This window comes from Arthrobacter sp. UCD-GKA (assembly GCF_001863355.1).
In the GTDB taxonomy this organism is placed as follows: domain Bacteria; phylum Actinomycetota; class Actinomycetes; order Actinomycetales; family Micrococcaceae; genus Paeniglutamicibacter.
Genome location: NZ_MOLR01000001.1, coordinates 498344 through 519788 on the forward strand (window position 1 = coordinate 498344; position 21445 = coordinate 519788).

Below are 21445 nucleotides of genomic sequence, written 5' to 3' on the forward strand. Positions count from 1 at the left end.
GCGCCAACGGGACCGGCGCCGGACACTCTCCGGGCCGGCGCCGGCGCCGGCGCAGGATCAGGACGCGGGCGCCGAGGGCCCGTTGGGCTCGCGGGCGGCATCCAGGCGCGCGGTGGCGCCCTGCAACCAGGCCTCGCAGCGGGCGGCCAGCGCCTCGCCGCGCTCCCACAACCCCAGGGACTGCTCGAGGGTTGCGGCCCCGGCCTCGAGCTGCGCGACCACGTCCACCAGTTCCTCCCGGGCCTGCTCGTAGCTCAGCGTGGCGATGTCGGTGTTTGCTGCTTCGGTGTTCATGGGGTTCATCCTTCTTCCGGGGAGTGGCTGTTGGTGACGGTTGCGGCCAGGCGGCCGCGGGCCAGGCGCACCTGGATCCCGGCGCCCGCCGGTGCATCCGCGGCGGAGCGGAGGATGCCGCCGTCGTCGAGCTGCACCACCGCATAGCCGCGGTCCAGGGTCTGCTGCGGGGACAGCGCGCGGACCTGGGCGCGCAGGTGCCCGATGGAGTCGTGGCCGCGCGTCAGCGCCGCCCGCATCGCGAGGGTGCTGCGCTGGCCCAGGCGCACCACGTCCTCGCGGCGCAACTGGACCATGGATTCGGGGTTGGCCAGCACCGGGCGGGCCCGCAGCGAGGCCAGGCGCTGGGCCTCGCGCTCCACGTTCCCCCGCACGGCCCGGTCCAAGCGGTTGCGCGCCATCGCCAGGTTGGCCAGCTCCTCGGCCAGGTCCGGCACCACGCGCTTGGCGGCATCGGTGGGGGTGGAGGCACGCACGTCGGCCACGTCGTCGAGGATCGGTCGGTCGGCCTCGTGGCCGATGGCGGAGATGACCGGGGTGCTGCAGGCGGCGACCGCGCGCACCAGGTCCTCGGAGCTGAACGGAAGCAGGTCCTCCAGCGCGCCGCCGCCGCGGGCGATGATGATCACATCGACGTCCGGGTTCGCGTCCAGCTCGCGCAGCGCGGCGGTGACCTCGGAGACGGCGTTGACGCCCTGCACCGCGGTGTTGCGGATGTCGAAGGCCACCGCCGGCCAGCGCAGCGAGGCGTTGCGGACCACGTCCTTTTCCGCATCCGAGTCCCGGCCGGTGATCAGCCCGATCCGGTTCGGCAGCAGCGGCAGGGGCAGCTTGCGTGCCGGGTCGAAGAGTCCCTCGTCGAACAAGGCCCGGCGCAACCGCTCCAGGCGGGCCAGCAGGTCGCCCAGGCCCACCGGGCGCAGGTCGAAGGCGTTCAGCGAGAGCCGGCCGGTCTTGGCGTAGAAACTGGGCTTGACCCGCGCCACCACCCGGGAACCGACCTCGGGGGGCATGTCCAGCGAGCGCATCACCGAGGCCCAGACTGTCACCGAGAACGACTGGTCGGCATCCACGTCGCGCATCACCAGGTAGGCGTGCCCGTTGCGGACGTTGGCCTCCAGCAGCTGGCCCTCTACCCAGGACTCGGGGGAGTTCTCGATGTGGATCTTCAGCTTGTCGCTGAGCACCCGCAGCGGCCAGGGGTTCTCGGGCGTGGTCGCCGCGGCGGTGCGCGGCAGCGAACCGTCTTGCTTCTGTGCTTGCTCCACGTGTGCTGGGCCTTCCTTGCCGCCGGGTCTGCAGGGGCGGGTTGCCGGGCTGCCGGGATTTGCGGCGGCACCGGTTTTGCAACCACACCAAGTCCATTCAAGCAGTAACGTGGGACAAAACGCAGACGGCGGGGAAACACCGCCCGGCCCGGGACCGACCGGAAGACCACCAGGAGCGCCGCAGCCATGCGAACCACTACCAGCAACATCACCGCGATCGTCCTGATGGTCATTGCCGTGCTACTGGGCTTCGCGGCAATGTTCGGCTCCGCCGCAGCCCGCATGGCCGACACTCCCGCCCCGCTGCAGGCGATCCTTGGCCCGCTGGCCTCGGACCCCGAGCTGCGCCGGGTCCTGCCCGGCACGCTCGGCACCGAACTCGCGGCCCGCATCACCGCCCAAACGGCCGTCCCGCAGATCCTGGCCGGGCCGCTGGACAACGCGATCGCCACCGCCGGCGGCGCCCTGCTCGAGGACCCGGCCTTCCGGCCCGCGTGGGAGGCGACCATCGAGGCGACCCGGGTCGACTTCACCGCACGGCTGCAGGCGGCGCAGGACCCAGGGTCGGGAAACCCCGCGGAGGCCGAACAAGTCACCCTGCACCTGGACCTCGCCCCGTTGCTGGGCTCCGGCTACGGGACCTTGCATGCCTCCCTGCAGGGCTCCGCCCTCGGTGCCGTGCTGCCCGAGGCGATCCCCGCCACGCCGGTGGTCCTTGACACCGGGTGGCCGCGGGCGGACCAGCTGCCCACCGCAACCCTGAACAACTGGCTGTCGCTGGCACGCGGTGCCAGCTGGATGCTCGGTGGCGCGGTGCTGGCTGCGGCGGCCGGGATGCTGCTTGCCACCCGACGGGCACGCCCCTGGGCACTGCTCGCCGGCGGGGCCGCAGCCCTGCTGCTGGGCACAGCCACCCGCCTGTGGGTCGGATCCCTGGGCTCCACCGGCACCGAAGACGGGACAGCCAGCCTCCAGGGCCTGGTCACCGACAGGCTCGTGGCCGGGGTGGCGGGGGAGTTCGGTGCGGCCACCACGATCCTTGCCACCGGCGGCATCATCGTCATGCTCGCCGGCGCCGGATGGGCATGGATGGCCTCGCGCACTCCGGACGCCGGCCCGCGCGGCTAGGCCGGTGGCGGAAAGCCGCCCGCCGATTTTGCGCACCCCAGTAGACTTGGACCCATGGCTACCAGTTCCACCGTTCAGGTCTCCCTTCCGATGCCCACCATCCCGCGCTCCCGCCGCTCCCCGGCAGAAATCGCCGCCGCGGCGCCCGTGAGCGGGGAACGCCACGTCCTGCTGGCCGCCCCGCGCGGCTACTGCGCCGGCGTCGACCGGGCCGTCATCGCGGTGGAAAAGGCGTTGGAGCACTACGGCGCACCGGTCTACGTCCGCAAGCAGATCGTGCACAACCTCCATGTGGTCTCCACCCTTGAGGCCCGCGGCGCGATCTTCGTGGAGGAAAACGAGGAAGTCCCCGAGGGCGCCCTGGTCGTCTTCTCCGCCCACGGCGTCTCCCCGGCGGTCGTGCAGTCCGCCGCTGACCGCGGCCTGCGCACCATCGACGCCACCTGCCCGCTGGTCACCAAGGTCCACAAGGAAGCGGTGCGCTTCGCCCGGGAGGACTACGAGATCCTGCTGATCGGGCACGAAGGCCACGAAGAGGTCGAAGGCACCTACGGCGAGGCCCCGGACCACACGCAGATCGTGAACAACCCCGACGAGGCCGACACCATCGAGGTCTCCAACCCCGACAAGCTCATCTGGCTCTCGCAGACCACCCTGTCCGTGGACGAGACCATGGAGACGGTCCGCCGCCTGCGCGCCCGCTTCCCCAAGCTGCAGGATCCGCCCAGCGACGACATCTGCTACGCGACCACCAACCGCCAGGATGCGATCAAGGCCATCGCCCCGAAGAGCGACCTGGTCATCGTGGTCGGTTCCTCGAACTCCTCCAACTCGGTGCGCCTGGTGGAGGTCGCCCTGGAATACGGCGCGAAGGCCGCCCACCGCGTGGACTACGCCTCGGAGGTCGACGAGACCTGGTTCGAGGGCGTGGCCACCGTCGGGGTGACCTCCGGCGCCTCGGTGCCCGAGGTCCTGGTCCGCGACGTGCTCGCGCTGCTGGCCGACTACGGCTACGGCAGCGTCGAGGAAGTCACCACGGCGCAGGAAGACATCCTCTTCTCGCTGCCCAAGGAGATCCGCGCCAAGCTCAAGGAAGTCGGCGATGATTCCCGCGGCCCCGGCGGGCGCATCACCAAGTCCGACATCAGCAGCTAGGCACTTGCCGCAGCGCACTTGGCGTTGCGGCGCGAAGCCAGTGGCGTGGAGCCCCACCATCCGGTGGAGCCCCACGCCACAGCCGCTTAACCGCCGGCCTGGCCCTTCTTGGCCTCGCGCCGCGTCAACGGCGTCAGCGGGCCATCGACGCGCCCGTCGCCGAATCCGTCATCGTCATCGGCATCGGCCCCGTCCGGGTCCTGCCGGCCACCCGCGTCCAGGTGCTCGAGGAACTCCCCGGCACCGAGCGCGCGCGGGGTCGCCTCGATGACCGGCAGCCCATGCAACACGGCGGCCGGATCGTGTTCGTCACCGAGCCCCGGGTCCAGGTCCCGGATGCGCCGGGCACTGGGCAACACCCGCGATTCCAGGGTCCCGACGAATGCGTTGTACTTCTCCACGCTGGAACGCAACGAGGATCCCAGCTTGGCCACGTGCCCGCCCATGGTTCCGAGCCGTTCGTAGAGTTCGCGCGAGCGCACAAATAGCTCCCGCGCGTTCTCGGTCAGCAGCTCCTGCCGCCAGGCGAACGCCAGCCCCTTGAGCATCGCCAGCAGCGTGGCGGGGGAGGCCAGGGCGACGTTCTTCCCGAAGGCGTGGTCCAGCAGGGAGGGGTCCGCGGCCAGCGCGTCGGCCAGGAACGACTCGGCGGGAAGGAAGCACACCACCAATTCCGGGCTGCCCGCAACCGCATTCCAGTAGGACTTGGAGGCCAGCGCATCGACGTGCAGGCTCAACGCCTTGGCATGCTCCTTCATCGATTCCTTGGCCCGGGCCCGGGAGGGCGCATCGAGGGAGGCCGAAAGCTGCTGCGCCTTCAGGTAGGCCGCCAGCGGCACCTTCGCGTCCAACACGATCAGCTTGTTCCCCGGCAGCCTCACCACCATGTCCGGGCGCAGGCCCTCGACGGTGCGCAGCTGCTCGGAAAAGTCCACGTGCGCCAGCATGCCGGCGGCCTCCACGACGCGGCGCAATTGCGCCTCGCCCCAGGTGCCGCGCACCGCGTTGTTGCCCAACGCGGCGGCCAGCGATCCGGTGGCGCGCAACAGCTCGGCATCGTTGGCCGCGGCATGCACCAGCTGCTCGCTCAGCTGCCCGAACTGTTCGACGCGGTCCCGCTCCAGCACCGAGACCTGTGCCCTGACCTGGCGCAGCTGCTCCGCCACGGGTGCCAGGGCATGGAGCACGGACTGGTCCTCGCTGCCGCGCAGGCGTTCCTCGGCGACGCGGTCGCGCAATTCCAAGACCTGCGCCTGCGCCCCGGCCAGCAGCTGTGCGGTCCGGGCCAGCTCGTCGCGTGCAGAGCCGGCGGCGGAAAGGGCCGCGGCCCGCGGTTTCCGGTTCACATACCACCACGCAACAACACCCAAGACGAACCCAACAACCAGCGAGCAGAGGGCCGCCACCCAGACCAAAGCATCCATGGGCAAATCATCCCAGCAAGCACCGACGGTTTTTCCCCGGTAGACTCTATTCCCGTGGCTCTTACAATCGGAATCGTCGGACTGCCCAATGTCGGCAAGTCAACCATGTTCAATGCTCTTACCCGCGCGCAGGTCCTCGCGGCCAACTATCCGTTCGCAACCATCGAACCCAACGTGGGTGTCGTGCCGTTGCCGGACGCGCGCCTGAAGGTGCTCGCCGGAATCTTCGGCTCCGAGCGCATCCTGCCGGCGACGGTGTCCTTCGTGGACATCGCCGGCATCGTCAAGGGCGCCTCCGAGGGGGAAGGCCTGGGCAACAAGTTCCTGGCCAACATCCGCGAAGCCGAGGCCATCTGCCAGGTGACGCGCGTCTTCTCGGATCCCGACGTGATCCACGTCGACGGCAAGGTCGACCCGGCCTCGGACATCGAGACCATCGCCACCGAGCTGATCCTCGCGGACCTGCAGACCATCGAGAACCAGCTGCCGCGCCTGGAAAAGGAGCTGCGGGCCAAGAAGATCGAGGCCTCGTTCATYGACGTGGTCAAGGCCGCGCAGAAGGTGCTCGAAGAGGGCAAGACCCTCTACGCTTCCGGCAAGGCCGCGGGTATCGACATCGACGAGCTGGCTCCGCTGCAGCTGATGACCACCAAGCCGTTCATCTACGTGTTCAACACCGACGAAGAGGGCCTGGCCAACACCGCCATGCAGGAAGAGCTTTCCGCCCTGGTCGCACCGGCCGAGGCCATCTTCCTTGATGCGCAGTTCGAATCCGAACTGGCCGAGCTGACCGAGGAAGAAGCCGAGGAAATGCTCGAGGACGCCGGCTACACCGAGTCCGGCCTGGACAAGCTCGCCCGCGTCGGCTTCGACACCCTGGGCCTGCAGACCTACCTGACCGCCGGCCCCAAGGAAACCCGCGCCTGGACCATCCCCAAGGGCGCCACCGCCCCGCAGGCTGCCGGCGTCATCCACACCGACTTCCAGCGCGGCTTCATCAAGGCCGAGGTCTTCGGGTTCGAGGAATTGGTCGAAGCCGGTTCTGTGTCTGCGGCCAAGGCCGCGGGCAAGGCGCGCATCGAAGGCAAGGAATACATCATGAAGGACGGCGACGTGGTGGAGTTCCGCTTCAACGTCTAATTCCATTCCCGCAAGGGACGCGGCAAGATTCGGCCCCCGGCTCCATTTCATGGAGTCGGGGGCCTTGTCGTCTTATGGTGATGGAGCGATTTTGCAGATGGAAGATGAGCGTGTCTCGACCCGGCAATTCTGCATCCACGAATGCACCCGCAGTTGGGCCCGCTGCGGCACAATCCTCAGACGGCTGCATCCATCCCGCGGTCCTTCAACCGCTCGCGCTGGTTCGGGTTGACCGAGTCGCGGAACGGCATTTCGACCACGTCGCCGCTGACGGGCCGCCCGGGCTCTGAGGCATAGGAATCGGGCAGGTGTATCCACAACTGAGTGCCGAGCGCAGCAAGATCCACTGGAACCATTCCCATCGCAATGTTGGATTCCAGCTCCGGAGAGTACCAGGGCGAGGTGACATAGCCGATCGGATCGCCGTCCTGCGCTGCGCTGATCAACCAGAAGTCGGGCGCATAGTCGTCGATCGGCCGACCACCGAGCTTCATGCCCACGAGGGTGTGGGTATAGGGAGGTGATCCCGCTTCCACTGCGTCGCGCGCCGTCTCCAAGGCTGCTTTTCCGATGTAGTCCGCGGTCTTCTGGCGGGGTACCTGATAGCCCAGATTCACCTGGAACGGCAACGTTTCGGCGTCCATATCCTGGCCCCAAGATAGAATTCCCGCTGCGATCCGCCGGTGGTGTGCCGGAGCAACCACCATGAGGTTGTGGCGTTTACCTGCCTCCAGAACGGAATTCCAGAGTTCTTCCGCGTGCAGGGATGCGTCACGGAGATAAATTTCGTACCCCTTCTCGCCGGTGAAGCCAGTCTGAGAAACGATGACCTCACACCCGCCAACCGAAGAGGCGAGTAGCCCATAGGAAGGAATGTCCGCGGCTGCCTGACCAATCAGGTCCACCATAAGGTCAACGGATTTCGGTCCCTGAATCTGCACGGGTGAAACGTCGATTTCCTCGATACTCACATCGAAGCGCTTGCCTACATTGACGCCCTGAAGCCATAGCCAGAGGTCGGAGTCGGAAATACTGAACCAGAACTCGTCCTCGGCCACGCGAAGCAACACCGGGTCGTTGAGGATTCCGCCAGCTTCGTTGCACAGGATCACGTACCGGGCCCTCATCGGGGGAATCTTTGTGGCATCGCGCGTAATCACGAAGTCCACAAAGGCCTCCGCATCCGGGCCCTTGACCTGGATCTGCCGTTCCACGGCAACGTTCCACATTGTCACGTGATTGACCAGGGCCTCATACTCGGCCATCATTCCGCCGTCTTCGGGCCGAATGTAGCCTCTCGGGTGGTACATCCGGTTGTAAACCTGGGCACGCCAGCATCCTGCTTCATGGGAAAGCTGCCAGTACGGTGATTTGCGGACCCGGGTGTCGATCTGCATCTCCACCGGCGTCGGGCCGGATTGGCGGAGATTGATCGGAACGGTTCGGTCACGTTGGTCAACAGATGGAACGTTGTGATGCATTGTGAACTCCCTATCGACCGGCTCAGGGGAATTACGGACCGAAGCAGTCGGCGTAGTCTCATAATGTGGAACTTAAGTCCCACACGACGAGTGTATAATCACGCGGATGTGGCAGGCAAGGGGCTTCGCGAAGCCTTCCTAGCGCAGGCTGCTGAGCATGCCCGGTATGAAGTCCTGCCGACGGCATCCATGGTGGATGAGGTGATGGCGCACCGAGATCACTTCGCTCGATGAAATTGAGGATCCAGGTGAAGCGGTCGAGCTTCTGGTTGTGATTGCACCAAACATTCGTGGCATCTTGCCACAATTGGTTCGGAAATCCGTTCAACATGCAAATGGGCAGGGGAAGGGAAACCCCCCGACTCGTGGACCCCTGCGGAAGTCCCCATCAACCTTTGCAGCCCGGTAGCGATCTGAAATGGTCCCGGCCACGTGACCTCCAAAATGATTGCGGTTGGAAACCTCACTGGCTAGAGTTCAAATGTTTCCTGATTTCAACTACGCAGGGAGTTGCCATGGTCCGGACGCGGGTGCACAACCTGTTCGTTTCTTCGGATGGATATGCCGCTGGTGATCACGTGACGCTCGAAAATCCCATCGGTGGGGCCGAAGCGCTCTTCGGCAGGTTCGACGGACGCGTCATCCATGGCATCCATGGCGTGGACGAACCCGTGACCGTGGATCGAGCCATGTTCAGCATGTGGGGCCAGGGTATCGGGGCGGAAATCATGGGCCGACGCAAATTCGGTCCGCAGTCGGGCGAATGGCCCGACGACGGCTGGGAAGGATGGTGGGGTGATGAACCGCCCTTTCTCACCCCGGTCTTCATCCTGTCCCACTATCCCCGCAAGAGACTCGAGTTCGCCAACGGCACCAGCTTCCACTTCGTGGATGCGTCCCCGGAGAAAGCGCTCGCCCTGGCGCAGGATGCTGCCGGCGGGTTGGACGTTCGGATTGGCGGCGGGCCCTCGACCGTGAGCGAATTCCTCCAGGCTGATCTCATCGACTTCCTGCATGTGGCGATCGTTCCGATCGTGCTCGGTTCCGGTGTCAGGATCTGGGATCACCTTGCTGGCCTGGAAGACCGGTTCAGCGTCGAATCCATCAGTACCTCCAGTGGACTGACGCATCAGCTGTGGAACAGGGAGGACCGCGTGTGAGGGCTCCACGTCCTTACCAAGAAGTTGCCATGCACCGAAACATGGTGGAGTCCCGCTGCAACGCCTAAGCCGCCTTCCGGCGGGGGCGCGATCGAGCTGCCTGCCAACGAACGAGGATCCTTCGTTCCATGGGATGTTTCCCTGGGACGGAGGATCTTTTCGTTTCCGGCACCGGCAAGGACGCCGCGGGCCGGATCAACATGTCGACATGCCCCGGCCAGCTCGCACTTTCGTCCGGGTGGTCGCAAGGCCAACAGCGAGAGGACTCATGGACTTGTTGTTTCTTGCAAGCGGTTATTGGCGGAGGAAGAAACACTCGAACGGTGTCAACCATGCGCTTGGACAGTGCATTCGCGTTGTGGGGAACCGCTGGTTCCGGTGAATTCGTTGTTCATGCCGGTTAGGGTCACTGAAAACGCGGCTTCGCCAGCGGGACCATTGGTTGTTTTAGTGTCGCAAAACATGTTTCTTATAGTCAGCACACTATTCGGAAAGGACAGCGGTTCGCAGGCACGATTCCTCCAAGTGAAGGATTTCTCATGAACATGGAAAGTTTCGATTGGGCCGGCATGGCGCAAAAGGTTGCCATCGCCGTAATCATCCTGCTGGTGACTTGGCTGCTGGCCAAGTTGGTGAAGTGGGGTATTGGAAAACTCGTGGGGCGGGTTAAAGGGTTGCAGCGTCAGGGCAACGATGGACAACAACTTGGGGAATCACTCGGCAAGATTGCGGCACTGATCATCTGGCTTTTTGGGCTCGTTGCCATTTTGCAGGTCTTCGCACTATCCGAGGTCTTGGCCCCGGTGCAGGATCTGCTTGGCAAGGTCATGGCCTTCGTCCCGAATCTCATCGGTGCGGGCATCATCTTCTTCATCGGCTACATGATCGCCAAGATCGTACGCCAATTGGTGACGACCGCCCTGGGTGCCGTCGACTTCAGCAGGTTGACCGCCAGGTTCAGGCGCGGAGCCATGGAGCCCGACCTCGTGCAAACCCGTGAGCAGAACGCCAAGATCATTTCGATCATCGGCAACATCCTTTTCGCGATAATCGTCATCGTGGTCGGCATCAGTGCCTTGCAGGTGCTGGGCATCGCGGCCATCTCCGATCCAGCCCAACAGATGCTGGCCTTGATCCTGAACGCCATACCGCAGATCATTGCCGCATTGATCTTGCTGGCCATCGGCTTCGTCATCGCCAAATTTGTCGGAACGATCCTGGAAAGCACGCTGCAGGGAATCGGCACCGACCCGGTCGTACATCGGTGGGGAATCGTCCCCGCAGACAGGAGCCCCTCGGGCATCATCGCGCTGTTGGTGAAGATCGCCATCATGCTGTTCTTCGGCATCATGGCAGCACGCCTGCTGAACTTCCCGGAAGTCACGGTCATTCTCAACGAGATCCTGGCCCTGGGCGGCAACGTCCTCTTCGGCGGTTTGATCATCGCGGCGGGCTTCCTGATCGCCAACGTCGTGGTCTCGATCGTCGGACCGGGAACGCCTGCGACCATCATCCGGTGGGCTACGATCGTGCTTTTCGTCGCCATGGGCCTGAAGTACATGGGCCTGGCCGATTCGATCATCAACATGGCCTTCGGTGCGTTGGTCATCGGAGCCGCTCTCGCCGCGGCCCTCGCCTTCGGGCTGGGCGGGCGTGAGACTGCCGCTCGGACGCTGCAAAAACTGGAACAAAGGCAGCCTCCTGCGGCACCTGCCGGGCCGGTGGACCCTCTCGCCTAAGCGGCAGCCAAGCAAGCAGTAGTTGATTTCTGCAAGTTCCACGGGAAGATGGGGGCGGCTACGGGTTTCCCGCAGCCGCCCCCTTTCCGTCGGATCGGACCACTCGTGGCCGCCGCGGCATCGTGGCCGTGGCCGCAAAATTCCCGGGATGACGGGGCGCAGCAGCCCTTCGTACAAATTTGGCCACGTGAGATAAGGCACGTTTTACACCAGATTTCCCATTGGGACTAGAATGGTTAATTGGGTCAGTCGTGGCCCCGATCCCCGAGACCCAAAATTCTCTAGAAGAAGTGAGCCTTTTCGCATGTCAGATACCACCACCATTCGTCGTGAAGACCTGCGCAACGTTGCCATCGTTGCCCACGTCGACCACGGCAAGACCACCATGGTCAACGCAATGCTCCAGCAGACCGGTGCGTTCGACAGCCACGGTGAAACCGAAGACCGCGTGATGGACTCTGGCGAGCTGGAACGCGAAAAGGGCATCACCATCCTGGCCAAGAACACCACTGTGTTCTACAACGGCCCGGCCGCCAACGGCCACAACATGACCATGAACATCATCGATACCCCGGGCCACGCCGACTTCGGCGGCGAGGTCGAGCGCGGCCTGTCCATGGTCGACGGTGTAGTTCTGCTCGTGGATGCTTCCGAAGGTCCGCTGCCGCAGACCCGCTTCGTGCTGCGCAAGGCGCTTGTCGCCAATCTGCCGGTCATCATCGTGGTCAACAAGACCGACCGCCCCGATGCCCGCATCGACGGCGTCATCTCCGACTCCATGGACCTGCTCCTGGGCCTGGCCTCGGACCTGGCCGACGAAGCACCGGACCTGGACCTGGACAAGATCCTGAACGTCCCGATCGTCTTCGCCTCGGGCAAGGCCGGCTACGCGTCGGTCAACCAGCCTGCAGACGGCACCCTGCCGGACAACGAGGACCTCGAGCCGCTGTTCGAGACCATCATCAAGCACGTCCCGGCCCCGACGTACACCGAAGGCGAAGTCCTTCAGGCACACGTCACCAACCTTGACGCCTCCCCGTTCCTGGGTCGCTTGGCCCTGCTGCGTATCTTCAACGGCACCCTGCGCAAGGGCCAGCAGGTTGCCTGGGCCCGCCAGGACGGCCAGCTCAAGACCGTAAAGATCACCGAACTGCTGGCCACCAAGGGCCTGAGCCGTGTTCCGGCCGAGTCCGCAGGACCGGGCGAGATCGTCGCAGTTGCAGGCATCGAAGACATCATGATCGGTGAAACCCTCACCGACCTGGAGAACCCGAAGCCGCTGCCGCTGATCACCGTCGACCCGCCGGCCATCTCGATGACCATCGGTATCAACACCTCGCCGCTGGCCGGCAAGGTCAAGGGCGCCAAGGTCACCGCACGCCAGGTCAAGGACCGCCTCGACAAGGAACTGATCGGCAACGTGTCGCTGAACATCCTTCCGACCGAGCGTCCGGATGCCTGGGAAGTCCAGGGCCGTGGCGAATTGGCCCTGGCCATCCTCGTGGAGCAGATGCGCCGCGAAGGCTTCGAGCTGACCGTTGGCAAGCCGCAGGTTGTCACCAAGATGATCGACGGCAAGATCAACGAGCCGATGGAGCACATGACCATCGACGTGCCCGAGGAATACCTTGGCGCCGTGACCCAGCTGATGGCTGCCCGCAAGGGCCGCATGACCAACATGGCCAACCACGGCACCGGCTGGTGCCGCATGGAATTCATCGTTCCGGCCCGTGGCCTGATCGGCTTCCGCACCCGCTTCCTGACCGACACCCGCGGTGCAGGCATCGCTTCTTCGCTGGCCGAGGGCTACGAGCCGTGGCACGGCCCGATCGAATACCGCAACAACGGTTCGATCGTGGCTGACCGCTCCGGCGTCGTGACCCCGTTYGCGATGATCAACCTCCAGGAACGCATGTCCTTCTTCGTGCAGCCGACCTCCGAGGTCTACGAAGGCATGATCGTGGGCGAGAACTCGCGCTCCGATGACATGGACGTGAACATCACCAAGGAAAAGAAGCTCACCAACATGCGTGCGGCTTCCTCGGACACCTTCGAGAACATGACCCCGCCGCGCCAGCTGACGCTGGAAGAGTCCCTCGAATTCGCCCGTGAGGACGAATGCGTTGAGGTCACCCCGGAAGCGATCCGCATCCGCAAGCTCATCCTGAACGCCAATGACCGCGCCAAGGCCTACCGTGCCCGGGCCAAGGCCTAACCAGGCCCAAGGCGCCGGCGCCTCGGCAATCGGCAGCGTCCTGGTCGCCTTGGCGGCCGGGGCGCTGGCCGCGGTGGTCGGCACGATCCTGCATGCCTCGCTGGGCTATGTCGGCGACGTCCCGGTGCCGTGGGGTGCCGCCCTCGCCTTGCTCCTCACCGGGACCCTGACCTACTGGGTTGGCCTGGTGCGGGGAAAGCTGTGGGTCAGTGCGCTGACGGGCCTGGCGACGTATGTGTTTGTCGCGTTGATCTCGACCGACCAGCACAACCAGATGATCGTCTCGACACAGTTCTTCAAGATGTTGCCCGGCCCGGCATTGGCCGGCGGCATCTGGGTGTACGGCATCATCGTCCCGGTCGTCGTGGCGATCCTGCTGGTCTCCAAGCAGTTGCGACTCCTGGCGCGCTCCGGGCGCTGATTCGTCGGCTGGCCCGGACAACGCAGGAACCTAACATCTAATAAATAGCTTGGCCCCCGCAAGGATTCTTGCGGGGGCCAAGCTATTTGGTTTACGGGGCGGCTACGCCGACTTGAGATCCAGGTGGTGGGCCAGGAAGAGGGAGGTGGCCACTCCGTCGGGCTCGGCGTCGCGCATGGCGTAGTCCTCGATGACCGAATGGATGCGGGCCATCATTTCCTTCTGCGTTCCTTCACTGAGCTTCAGCCCCACCCGCATGACCTGGATCTCCTGCGGGGCCAGGCCGTCGATTTCCTGCAGGAACGTGTCGACGAGCAGGGGTGCGGCGTCCGGCAGCTTGGTGCCCCAGGAGAGCTTGGTGCTGCGGTAGGGCACTTCCTTGGCCCCGCGGTTCCCCCGGCGGGTTTCCTCGGCCGCGAGGAACCCGTTTGAGAGCAGCGTGCGCACATGGTGGAGCGATGTTGCCGGATTGATCTCCAGCAGGTCCGCTATTTCCTTGTTGGTACGAGATTCGTGCAAGCAAAGTCGCAAAATGCGGAGTCGGAGCGGGGAGCTCAACGCCCGTGCACGGGCCTGTACCTCTTCATCTGTGGCCATGGAATCAGCATACGGGAAAATCCGCCACTGATTGAATCATTCAAATCACATGTCCGGGGAGTGCGAATTCACCGCGTCGGGGGCCTGTGCGCGGCTTGCCGGGTCAGCCGCCGGGAGCGGAGCGCCTGCGCGCCGGGGGCGGGGGCACCCGCTTGGCGTGGGTGATGGCCGCCCGGCTGACCTGCATATCCCCGGTGCGGGTCTGGACGGTCACGGAGTGCTCGTCGACCGCCAGCAGGTAACCCAGCGCGTCACTCATCTGTTCGCCCGCCTGCCCTTGCTCGCCGGGGGAGAGACGATAGCGAAGCACCACGCGGGCGCCGGGGTCCAGGGAATCCAAGAAGTCCGTGCTCATGCCCCAATCCTAGGTCCTGGGTTGCGCCCGCCGTTGGTGACGCAATTCGTAAGATTTCCGGCATGGCGGGTTCCCGCGGGTTCCGGATGCGATGCGGGAGGTAAGAATTCGCCGGGAGCGGCAGCGGGGGCGATCCGCAGTGTGACGCAGAACGTAAGAATTCCGCGGCGGGGGAGCTGCTGCGGCATTCGGGGCAGGTCGGGACTAAGCTGGTGTCATGCATGTCTAGCCGCATGCAAATCACCGAATGTTTCTGTAGTGAAGGAAGGCCCCGGGTACCGTGACCTACATCATCGCCCAGCCGTGCGTCGACGTCAAAGACAAGGCGTGCATCGAGGAATGCCCCGTGGATTGCATCTACGAAGGCGAACGCTCGCTGTACATCCACCCCGACGAATGCGTTGACTGCGGCGCCTGCGAACCGGTGTGCCCGGTCGAAGCCATCTATTACGAAGACGACACCCCTGAGCAGTGGGCCGAATACTACAAGGTCAACGTGGAGTTCTTCGACGAGGTGGGGTCCCCGGGCGGGGCCGCGAAGCTCGGCAACATGGGCATCGACCACCCGATCGTGGCCGCGCTTCCGGCGCAAGCACAGGGCTGATCCGCGACACCATGCTGACGCTCCCTGACTACCCGTGGAACGCCCTTGCCCCCTACCTGGCGCGTGCCGCCGAGCATGAAGGCGGGGCGGTGAACCTGTCCATCGGCACGCCGGTCGACCCCACCCCCGAGATCATCATGAACGCGCTGCGCGACGGCGCGAACGCCCCGGGATATCCCACCACCCACGGCACGCCCGCGGTGCGCGAGGCCATCGTGAACTGGTTTGCACGCCGGCGCGACGTGCACGGCCTGTCGAGCGACGACGTCATGCCGACGGTCGGCTCCAAGGAACTGGTCGCCTGGCTGCCGCTGCTGCTGGGCCTGGGCGCCGGGGACCTGGTGGTCCGTCCACTGGTTGCCTACCCCACCTACGACATCGGCGCGCAACTGGCCGGTGCGGACTCGATCGCCGCCGACTCGCTGGCGTCCCTCTCCGACGCTGACCGTGCACGGGTCAAGCTGGTCTGGGTCAACTCGCCGGGGAACCCCACGGGCATCATCCGCGGGGCCGCGGACCTCAAGGCACTGGTCGATGACGCGCGTTCGCTCGGTGCCGTGGTGGCATCGGACGAATGCTACGCGGAACTCGGTTGGGGCGAACACGAGGCCGGGGTGCCCAGCATCCTGCACGAGTCGGTCAGCGGCTCGGACCACAGCGACCTGTTGGCGGTGTACTCGCTGTCCAAGCAGTCGAACCTTGCCGGATACCGTGCAGCCTTCGTGGCCGGGGCGCCGAACCTGATGCCCGCGCTGATCAACAACCGCAAGCATGCCGGGATGATCGTGCCGGCCCCGGTGCAGTCCGCCATGGTTGCCGCACTGAACGACGACGAGCACGTCAAGGCACAAAAAAACACGTACCGGGCACGCCGCGAGGCGCTGGTTCCGGCGCTCAACGCCTTCGGGCTGCGCATCGAGGAATCGGTGGGCGGACTGTACCTGTGGTGCACCGCGGACGAGGACTGCTGGACCACCGTTGGGCGGCTCGCCGACCTGGGCATTGTCGCTGGCCCGGGGGCCTTCTACGGAACGGCCGGGGAGAACTTCGTGCGCATTGCCCTGACCGAGAGCGACGAGCGGATCGCCAGCGCCGTTCAACGGCTCAATGCGGCAGCCTGATACACAAACGTGACCAACCAATTGGTGTCAAGAGCCTACTAAAAGGTAGCGTGACAGTGATTACTGACCATCGGACTCATCTGCATTCCGGTTAGGAGAGACAATGACGGAAAACAATTCTGCTCAGCTCAGCTTTGGCGGCAACAGCATCGAACTACCTGTTGTGCCCGCGGTAGAAGGCAACAACGGCTTTAACATCGCGCCGCTCTTGAAGGCGACGGGTGGCGTGACGTACGACCCCGGCTTCATGAACACCGCTGCGACCAAGTCCGCAATCACGTTCATCGACGGCGACGCGGGCATCCTGCGCTACCGCGGTTACCCGATCGAGCAGCTGGCGCAGAAGTCCAGCTTCCTCGAGACCAGCTACCTGCTGATCTACGGCAACCTTCCCTCGGCCACCGAGCTGGAGGCCTTCGACCAGAAGATCCGCCGCCACACGCTGCTGCACGAGGAGCTCAAGGGCTTCTTCGGCGGCTTCCCCCGCGATGCGCACCCGATGCCGGTGCTGTCCTCCGCGGTTACGGCACTGTCGACCTGGTACCAGGACTCGCTGGATCCCTTTGACGAGGAGCAGGTCGAGCTCTCGACCATCCGCCTGCTGGCGAAGATGCCGGTCCTTGCCGCCTACGCCCACAAGAAGTCCATCGGCCAGGCCCTGCTGTACCCGGACAACTCGATGAACCTGGTCGAGAACTTCATGCGCCTGAGCTTCGGCCTTGCCGCCGAGCCATACGACATGGATCCGGTCATCGTCAAGGCCCTGGACCAGTTGCTGATCCTGCACGCCGACCACGAGCAGAACTGCTCCACCTCCACGGTGCGCCTGGTGGGTTCGTCCAACGCCAACATGTTTGCCTCGGTCTCCGCGGGCATCAACGCGCTTTCCGGCCCCGCACACGGCGGCGCCAACGAAGCGGTGCTGAAGATGCTGCGCGAGATCCAGTCCGAGGGCCTGAAGCCAGCGGACTTCATGGAGAAGGTCAAGAACAAGGAAGACGGCGTCCGCCTCATGGGCTTCGGGCACCGCGTCTACAAGAACTACGACCCGCGCGCCAAGATCATCAAGTCGACGGCCCACGAGATCCTCAACAAGCTCGGCGGCAACGACGAACTGCTGGACATCGCCATGTCCCTGGAAGAGCGCGCACTGAGCGACGATTACTTCATCTCGCGCAAGCTCTACCCGAACGTGGACTTCTACACCGGCCTGATCTACAAGGCCATGGGCTTCCCGGAGAAGATGTTCACGGTCCTGTTCGCCATCGGCCGCCTGCCTGGCTGGATTGCCCAGTACCGCGAAATGCTGCAGGACCCCGAAATGAAGATCGGCCGTCCGCGCCAGCTCTTCGTCGGCGAAACCGAACGCAACTACCCGAACCGCTAAACCGCCAGCCTTCCCCCGGGTCATTGCATCCCGTGGGCCCAGGTGCACGGCAGCGTTCCCTCAGGGGGTCGGTGTCGTGGAAGTAAAGCTCCTTCCACGACACCGGCCCCCTTTGCCGTGCCGGGGCAGCTGCCCGGCCCCCGGTTTTTCGGGCCAATTGTGCGGTTTCGGGCTTATCCTTGAGATAGGCGAGGGAATTGAAAGAAACGAGTGTGCCCGCATGGTGCAGGATTCTGGATCCGGTTGGAAGGTTTCGGCTGATACCCACACGGAGATGATGCTGGCACTGTACTTTCGGGACCTGGCGGCCATCGAGCCACTTGGAACCCCGTGCCTGGCACCACTGACCCCCAAGGTCAAACCCGCTGCAGCCAGTGAACTGGGGGACCATTCCGCCGGGGAACTGCGCCAGGAATGGCAGAGCTGGTGGGAGAGCATCATTTCCGACACCCACCCGGCCATCGACATCCATGCGGAGCCGGACTTCGCCGACTTCTCCGATTCCCCGAGCCTGCAGCACCTTCTGCGCGCCCATTACGGCAACGCCTACACCTGGACGCAGAACAGGCTGGGGGAGTACCAGCAATCCCGCCACGACCACACCAAGGAGCGCCTGGCGTTGGTCGCGCAGCTCTTTGCCGAGCGCGAGCTCGAAGGCAAGAACGTCTCGGACCTGCACCTGAAGCTGGTGGAGCTGCCGCTGGCCGAGCGCCGCGCCTGGTTCGTGGAGCCGGATACCGTGATCCTCAGCCAGGACCTGATGCGCGATGCAACGCTTTTCCGCAGCTACCTGCAGCCGATCATCGACATGCTGGCCTAGCTCCCGGCCGGCTATTTTCCGCTGTCGGCCAGGGACACCACGACGTAGCCGTCGCTGGTGGCCGCGGGCACCCAGTGGCCCTCGGAGCGGTTCCACACCAGCCCGGCGTAGGAGACCGACTCGGTGTGCTGCTTGTCCGCGTTGGCCACGGCCCATTGGGCGATGGCCCAGCCCTGCTTCCCGCTCACCGGGATCCGCACCCGGTTCCCGCCCAGCACCTGCGCCGCCTGGCCCGTGGCCGCCTTCAGGTCCGCGGCCAGGTCCTTGGCCGACCCGGCGCCTTCGGCCGGGCGCAGCGTGCAGTTCAGCGTCGAGGGCGAGGCCCCGGTCAGCGCCGAGGCGAACGCCGCGGCCTTCTCCTCGTGGGGGGCGTAGGCCAGCGGGAACGCCGAACGTTGCACGCGCTGCGCGGCGTCCGTCAGCGACATGGAGGCGTAGTCGAAGGTCTCCAGCTCCTGGAAGAAGCGGTTGGCCGCGTACAGCGGGTCCATGACCTGGGCTTCGGTGCCCCAACCCATCGAGGGCCGCTGCTGGAACAGGCCCCGGGAGTCGGGTCCGGCATTGTCGCCGTAGTCGATGTTGGTGAGCTTGGATTCCTGCAGCGAGGTGGCGATGCCGATGGTTGCGGCCCGCGTGGGCATTCCGCGCCGGGTGGCCACCGCGGCGATCAGTGCCGCGTTGGAGGCCTGTTCGGGGCTCAGGGTGTGCAGCGTCGAACCCACCAGCGCGGTGCATTTTTGCCTCACCACCGCGGTGTCCAGCCCGATGAAGTTCACCGCCGCGTAGAGCCCGCCGCCGATCAGCCCGGCGGCCAGGGTCAACGCGAGCAGCGTGCGGCCCCAGCGGCGCGGCCCGCGGTGCCGTCCGTGCTGCTCTTGCGCCTGCCGCGAGCCCAGCGCGAGCACGCGTTGGTGTGCGTCAATTGGCATGCAGGATGCTGTTCAATTCAACGTGTTGGCCGGCGCGCGGCAGCGCCTCCACGGCACCGGAAATCGAGTTGCGGCGGAAGAGCAGGTTGGGCACGCCGGAGAGTTCCACGGCCTTGACCACGGCGTCCCCGAGCTGGACGAGGGTGCCGGCGGTGACGTACAGCCCGGCCTCGACCACCGAGTCGTCTCCGATGGAGATGCCCACGCCCGAGTTGGCGCCCAGCAGCACGCGCTGGCCGATCGTGATGCGCTGCTTGCCGCCGCCCGAGAGCGTGCCCATGATCGAGGCGCCGCCGCCCACATCGGACCCGTCGCCGACCACGACCGAGGAGGAAATGCGCCCCTCGACCATGGAATGGCCCAGGGTGCCGGCGTTGAAGTTCACGAATCCCTCGTGCATGACGGTGGTGCCCTCGGCCAGGTGCGCGCCCAGGCGCACCCGCCCGCCGTCGGCAATGCGCACGCCGGTGGGCACGACGTAGTCAAGCATGCGGGGGAACTTGTCGACCCCGAACACCGTCAGGGTGCCGCGCGAGCGCAGCTTCAGGCGGGTGGTTTCGAAGTTGCCCACGGCGCAGGGCCCGAAGTTGGTCCACACCACGTTTTGCAGCAGGCCGAAGGCCCCGTCGAGGTTGACGTTGTTCGGCGCCACCAGGCGGTGGGAGAGCAGGTGCAGGCGCAGCCAGACATCCGGTGCGTCCGCGGGGGCCACATCGAGGTTGATCTCCAGCGAAATGACCGACTGGGTGGTGCCGCGGGCTTCATCCTTGGAAGCGGCGGCGGCCAGGTCGCCGGAGACCTGCGCGGCGTCCTCGAGGAGCGCCATCACCGGATGGGGGAACCAGACGTCCAGGACCGTGCCGTCGGATGCGTAGGTGGCCAGGCCGTGGGCCGAGGCGATCCTGAGGTCTTGGGTGGAAGCATGCGTCAGTCTGGTGTCTACCGGAGTCATGAATCAATCCTAGCGCGGGCACCGGTACTAATCTTGGATTGTGCACAGCAAACCCAGCCCCGCTTCCGCCATCCGCCCCGCCGCGCCCATCGACCTGGACCTGCAGGGGGACGTGGCCGAGCTGACCGCCCGCCTGATGGACATCGAGTCGGTTTCCGGCAACGAGGGGCCCCTGGCCGACGCCGTCGAATCGGCCCTGCGCAAGCTCCCGCACCTGGTGCTGCACCGGGACGGGGATGCGATCGTGGCCCGCACCATGCTCGGCCGCCCGGAGCGGGTGGTGCTGGCCGGGCACCTGGACACCGTGCCGCTGCCCACCACGCCCGGGGCGCGGGGAACGGTCCCGGCCAGCTGGGACGGCGAGACGCTCTACGGGCGCGGGGCCACCGACATGAAGGGCGGGGTTGCGGTCCAACTGGCGCTGGCGGCCACCCTGGAAAACCCCAACCGCGACGTCACCTTCATCTTCTACGACCACGAAGAGGTCGAGGGTTCCAAGTCGGGCCTGGGCCGCCTCTTGCGCAACAGCCCGGAACTGCTCGCCGGCGACTTCGCGATCCTGCTCGAGCCCACCAACGGGACTGTGGAGGGCGGCTGCAACGGCACCAGCCGCTACAAGGTGCGCACCCGCGGAACGGCTGCACACTCGGCCCGCGCCTGGATGGGAGAGAACGCCATCCATGCCGCGTCGCCCATCCTGCGCATCCTGTCCGACKACACTCCCAGGACCGTGGACGTGGACGGCCTGGCCTACCGCGAATCGCTCAACGCCGTGCGCATCGCCGGGGGCATCGCCGGGAACGTGATCCCGGACTTCTGCGAGGTCGAGGTCAACTACCGCTTCGCCCCGGACAAGGATGTGGCGGCCGCCGAGGCCCATGTGTTCGAGCTGTTCAAGGGCTTCGAGATCGTCCGCACCGACGGCGCGCCCGGGGCGCGGCCCGGGCTGCAGCACCCGGCGGCGGCCTCCTTCGTGGCGGCCGTGGGCCGGGAGCCGAAGCCGAAGTTCGGCTGGACCGATGTCGCCCGCTTCTCCGAGCTGGGGATCCCGGCGGTGAATTTCGGCCCGGGCGATGCGCTGCTGGCGCATTCGGACGACGAACATGTCACCCGCGCGGCCATCCACGAGTGCCTTGCCGCCTTGGAACTCTGGCTGGGCGGGCCACCGGCCACCGGCCACGGGTCGTAGCCCGGGAACCCCACGGGGCGCGCACAAGCAAAGGGCCGGGCGGCGGTCGGGGCCTCGTTCAATACG

Annotated in this window: 20 protein-coding genes; 12 read left to right on the forward strand and 8 right to left on the reverse strand. The window is 65.7% G+C overall.

Going from position 1 to position 21445, the window contains the following annotated elements; all coding sequences use genetic code 11:
• Nucleotides 1-57: 57 nt before the first annotated feature.
• Both BLJ79_RS02380 and xseA read right to left on the reverse strand, forming a co-directional pair.
• Nucleotides 58-294, reverse strand: coding sequence for an exodeoxyribonuclease VII small subunit (locus BLJ79_RS02380; RefSeq protein ID WP_071213040.1), 237 nt, complete (start codon nt 292-294; stop codon nt 58-60).
• A gap of 5 nt (nt 295-299) precedes the next feature.
• On the reverse strand, nt 300-1562 hold the full coding sequence (gene xseA, locus BLJ79_RS02385) for an exodeoxyribonuclease VII large subunit (protein ID WP_071213041.1): 1263 nt from the start codon (nt 1560-1562) through the stop codon (nt 300-302).
• 186 nt (nt 1563-1748) lie between these two features.
• Between xseA and BLJ79_RS02390 the strand changes: the two genes are divergently transcribed.
• Together BLJ79_RS02390 and BLJ79_RS02395 are read left to right on the forward strand one after the other, a co-directional pair.
• Nucleotides 1749-2690 carry a hypothetical protein gene (locus BLJ79_RS02390; RefSeq protein ID WP_071213042.1) on the forward strand — a complete coding sequence of 314 codons (942 nt, stop codon included), beginning with the start codon at nt 1749-1751 and terminating at the stop codon, nt 2688-2690.
• Between the two features lie 54 nt (nt 2691-2744).
• Nucleotides 2745-3845, forward strand: coding sequence for a 4-hydroxy-3-methylbut-2-enyl diphosphate reductase (locus tag BLJ79_RS02395; protein WP_071213044.1), 1101 nt, complete (start codon nt 2745-2747; stop codon nt 3843-3845).
• 86 nt (nt 3846-3931) lie between these two features.
• On the opposite strand, the gene BLJ79_RS02400 is transcribed toward BLJ79_RS02395, so the two are convergent.
• On the reverse strand, nt 3932-5269 hold the full coding sequence (locus BLJ79_RS02400) for a DNA recombination protein RmuC (protein WP_071213045.1): 1338 nt from the start codon (nt 5267-5269) through the stop codon (nt 3932-3934).
• 54 nt (nt 5270-5323) lie between these two features.
• On the opposite strand from BLJ79_RS02400, the gene ychF reads away from it, so the two are divergent.
• Nucleotides 5324-6409: a redox-regulated ATPase YchF gene (gene ychF, locus BLJ79_RS02405; protein WP_071213046.1), complete on the forward strand. Its 1086-nt coding sequence runs from the start codon at nt 5324-5326 to the stop codon at nt 6407-6409.
• Nucleotides 6410-6585: 176 nt separating this feature from the next.
• On the opposite strand, the gene BLJ79_RS02410 is transcribed toward ychF, so the two are convergent.
• A complete protein-coding gene (locus BLJ79_RS02410) occupies nt 6586-7890 on the reverse strand; it encodes a glycine cleavage T C-terminal barrel domain-containing protein (protein ID WP_071213048.1) in 1305 nt (434 codons plus the stop codon).
• A gap of 515 nt (nt 7891-8405) precedes the next feature.
• On the opposite strand from BLJ79_RS02410, the gene BLJ79_RS02415 reads away from it, so the two are divergent.
• The 4 genes from BLJ79_RS02415 (at nt 8406) to BLJ79_RS02430 (ending at nt 13425) form a co-directional block, all read left to right on the forward strand.
• A complete protein-coding gene (locus BLJ79_RS02415; RefSeq protein ID WP_071213049.1) occupies nt 8406-9050 on the forward strand; it encodes a dihydrofolate reductase family protein in 645 nt (214 codons plus the stop codon).
• Nucleotides 9051-9595: 545 nt separating this feature from the next.
• The gene (locus BLJ79_RS02420) at nt 9596-10789 is read left to right on the forward strand and encodes a mechanosensitive ion channel (protein WP_286135235.1); all 1194 of its coding nucleotides are present in this window, start codon (nt 9596-9598) and stop codon (nt 10787-10789) included.
• Nucleotides 10790-11093: 304 nt separating this feature from the next.
• Nucleotides 11094-13004, forward strand: a complete 1911-nt coding sequence (gene typA / locus BLJ79_RS02425; RefSeq protein ID WP_071213052.1) for a translational GTPase TypA — start codon at nt 11094-11096, stop codon at nt 13002-13004.
• Nucleotides 12985-13425: a hypothetical protein gene (locus BLJ79_RS02430; protein ID WP_071213054.1), complete on the forward strand. Its 441-nt coding sequence runs from the start codon at nt 12985-12987 to the stop codon at nt 13423-13425. Before typA ends, BLJ79_RS02430 begins: the two co-directional genes overlap by 20 nt.
• Nucleotides 13426-13527: 102 nt before the next feature.
• Here BLJ79_RS02430 and BLJ79_RS02435 read toward each other — a convergent pair whose 3' ends face one another.
• Nucleotides 13528-14022, reverse strand: a complete 495-nt coding sequence (locus BLJ79_RS02435; RefSeq protein WP_071213056.1) for a helix-turn-helix domain-containing protein — start codon at nt 14020-14022, stop codon at nt 13528-13530.
• A gap of 103 nt (nt 14023-14125) precedes the next feature.
• Nucleotides 14126-14377: a putative acetyltransferase gene (locus BLJ79_RS02440; RefSeq protein WP_071213058.1), complete on the reverse strand. Its 252-nt coding sequence runs from the start codon at nt 14375-14377 to the stop codon at nt 14126-14128.
• A gap of 280 nt (nt 14378-14657) precedes the next feature.
• Between BLJ79_RS02440 and fdxA the strand changes: the two genes are divergently transcribed.
• The 4 genes from fdxA (at nt 14658) to BLJ79_RS02460 (ending at nt 18309) form a co-directional block, all read left to right on the forward strand.
• A complete protein-coding gene (fdxA, locus tag BLJ79_RS02445) occupies nt 14658-14981 on the forward strand; it encodes a ferredoxin (RefSeq protein WP_071213059.1) in 324 nt (107 codons plus the stop codon).
• Between the two features lie 11 nt (nt 14982-14992).
• On the forward strand, nt 14993-16102 hold the full coding sequence (dapC, locus tag BLJ79_RS02450; protein WP_071213061.1) for a succinyldiaminopimelate transaminase: 1110 nt from the start codon (nt 14993-14995) through the stop codon (nt 16100-16102).
• A gap of 103 nt (nt 16103-16205) precedes the next feature.
• Nucleotides 16206-17489: a citrate synthase gene (locus BLJ79_RS02455; protein WP_071213063.1), complete on the forward strand. Its 1284-nt coding sequence runs from the start codon at nt 16206-16208 to the stop codon at nt 17487-17489.
• Between the two features lie 220 nt (nt 17490-17709).
• A complete protein-coding gene (locus tag BLJ79_RS02460) occupies nt 17710-18309 on the forward strand; it encodes a hypothetical protein (RefSeq protein ID WP_071213064.1) in 600 nt (199 codons plus the stop codon).
• 11 nt (nt 18310-18320) lie between these two features.
• On the opposite strand, the gene BLJ79_RS02465 is transcribed toward BLJ79_RS02460, so the two are convergent.
• Both BLJ79_RS02465 and dapD read right to left on the reverse strand, forming a co-directional pair.
• A complete protein-coding gene (locus BLJ79_RS02465; RefSeq protein ID WP_083410944.1) occupies nt 18321-19238 on the reverse strand; it encodes a hypothetical protein in 918 nt (305 codons plus the stop codon).
• On the reverse strand, nt 19228-20190 hold the full coding sequence (gene dapD / locus BLJ79_RS02470; RefSeq protein ID WP_083410945.1) for a 2,3,4,5-tetrahydropyridine-2,6-dicarboxylate N-succinyltransferase: 963 nt from the start codon (nt 20188-20190) through the stop codon (nt 19228-19230). The genes BLJ79_RS02465 and dapD overlap by 11 nt, the downstream gene beginning before the upstream one ends.
• A 37-nt stretch (nt 20191-20227) precedes the next feature.
• On the opposite strand from dapD, the gene dapE reads away from it, so the two are divergent.
• Nucleotides 20228-21379, forward strand: coding sequence for a succinyl-diaminopimelate desuccinylase (gene dapE, locus BLJ79_RS02475; RefSeq protein ID WP_071213065.1), 1152 nt, complete (start codon nt 20228-20230; stop codon nt 21377-21379).
• Nucleotides 21380-21445: the final 66 nt, after the last annotated feature.

Bases quoted from the DNA above. Each gene is read 5' to 3' on its own strand.
- dapD (WP_083410945.1), bottom strand. From the start codon at position 20,190: ATGACTCCGGTAGACACCAGACTGACGCATGCTTCCACCCAAGACCTC.
- BLJ79_RS02465 (WP_083410944.1), bottom strand. From the start codon at position 19,238: ATGCCAATTGACGCACACCAACGCGTGCTCGCGCTGGGCTCGCGGCAG.
- BLJ79_RS02380 (WP_071213040.1), bottom strand. From the start codon at position 294: ATGAACACCGAAGCAGCAAACACCGACATCGCCACGCTGAGCTACGAG.
- BLJ79_RS02460 (WP_071213064.1), top strand. From the start codon at position 17,710: ATGGTGCAGGATTCTGGATCCGGTTGGAAGGTTTCGGCTGATACCCAC.
- BLJ79_RS02435 (WP_071213056.1), bottom strand. From the start codon at position 14,022: ATGGCCACAGATGAAGAGGTACAGGCCCGTGCACGGGCGTTGAGCTCC.
- BLJ79_RS02410 (WP_071213048.1), bottom strand. From the start codon at position 7,890: ATGCATCACAACGTTCCATCTGTTGACCAACGTGACCGAACCGTTCCG.
- BLJ79_RS02440 (WP_071213058.1), bottom strand. From the start codon at position 14,377: ATGAGCACGGACTTCTTGGATTCCCTGGACCCCGGCGCCCGCGTGGTG.
- BLJ79_RS02390 (WP_071213042.1), top strand. From the start codon at position 1,749: ATGCGAACCACTACCAGCAACATCACCGCGATCGTCCTGATGGTCATT.
- BLJ79_RS02455 (WP_071213063.1), top strand. From the start codon at position 16,206: ATGACGGAAAACAATTCTGCTCAGCTCAGCTTTGGCGGCAACAGCATC.
- dapC (WP_071213061.1), top strand. From the start codon at position 14,993: ATGCTGACGCTCCCTGACTACCCGTGGAACGCCCTTGCCCCCTACCTG.
- BLJ79_RS02400 (WP_071213045.1), bottom strand. From the start codon at position 5,269: ATGGATGCTTTGGTCTGGGTGGCGGCCCTCTGCTCGCTGGTTGTTGGG.
- BLJ79_RS02395 (WP_071213044.1), top strand. From the start codon at position 2,745: ATGGCTACCAGTTCCACCGTTCAGGTCTCCCTTCCGATGCCCACCATC.
- BLJ79_RS02420 (WP_286135235.1), top strand. From the start codon at position 9,596: ATGGAAAGTTTCGATTGGGCCGGCATGGCGCAAAAGGTTGCCATCGCC.
- BLJ79_RS02415 (WP_071213049.1), top strand. From the start codon at position 8,406: ATGGTCCGGACGCGGGTGCACAACCTGTTCGTTTCTTCGGATGGATAT.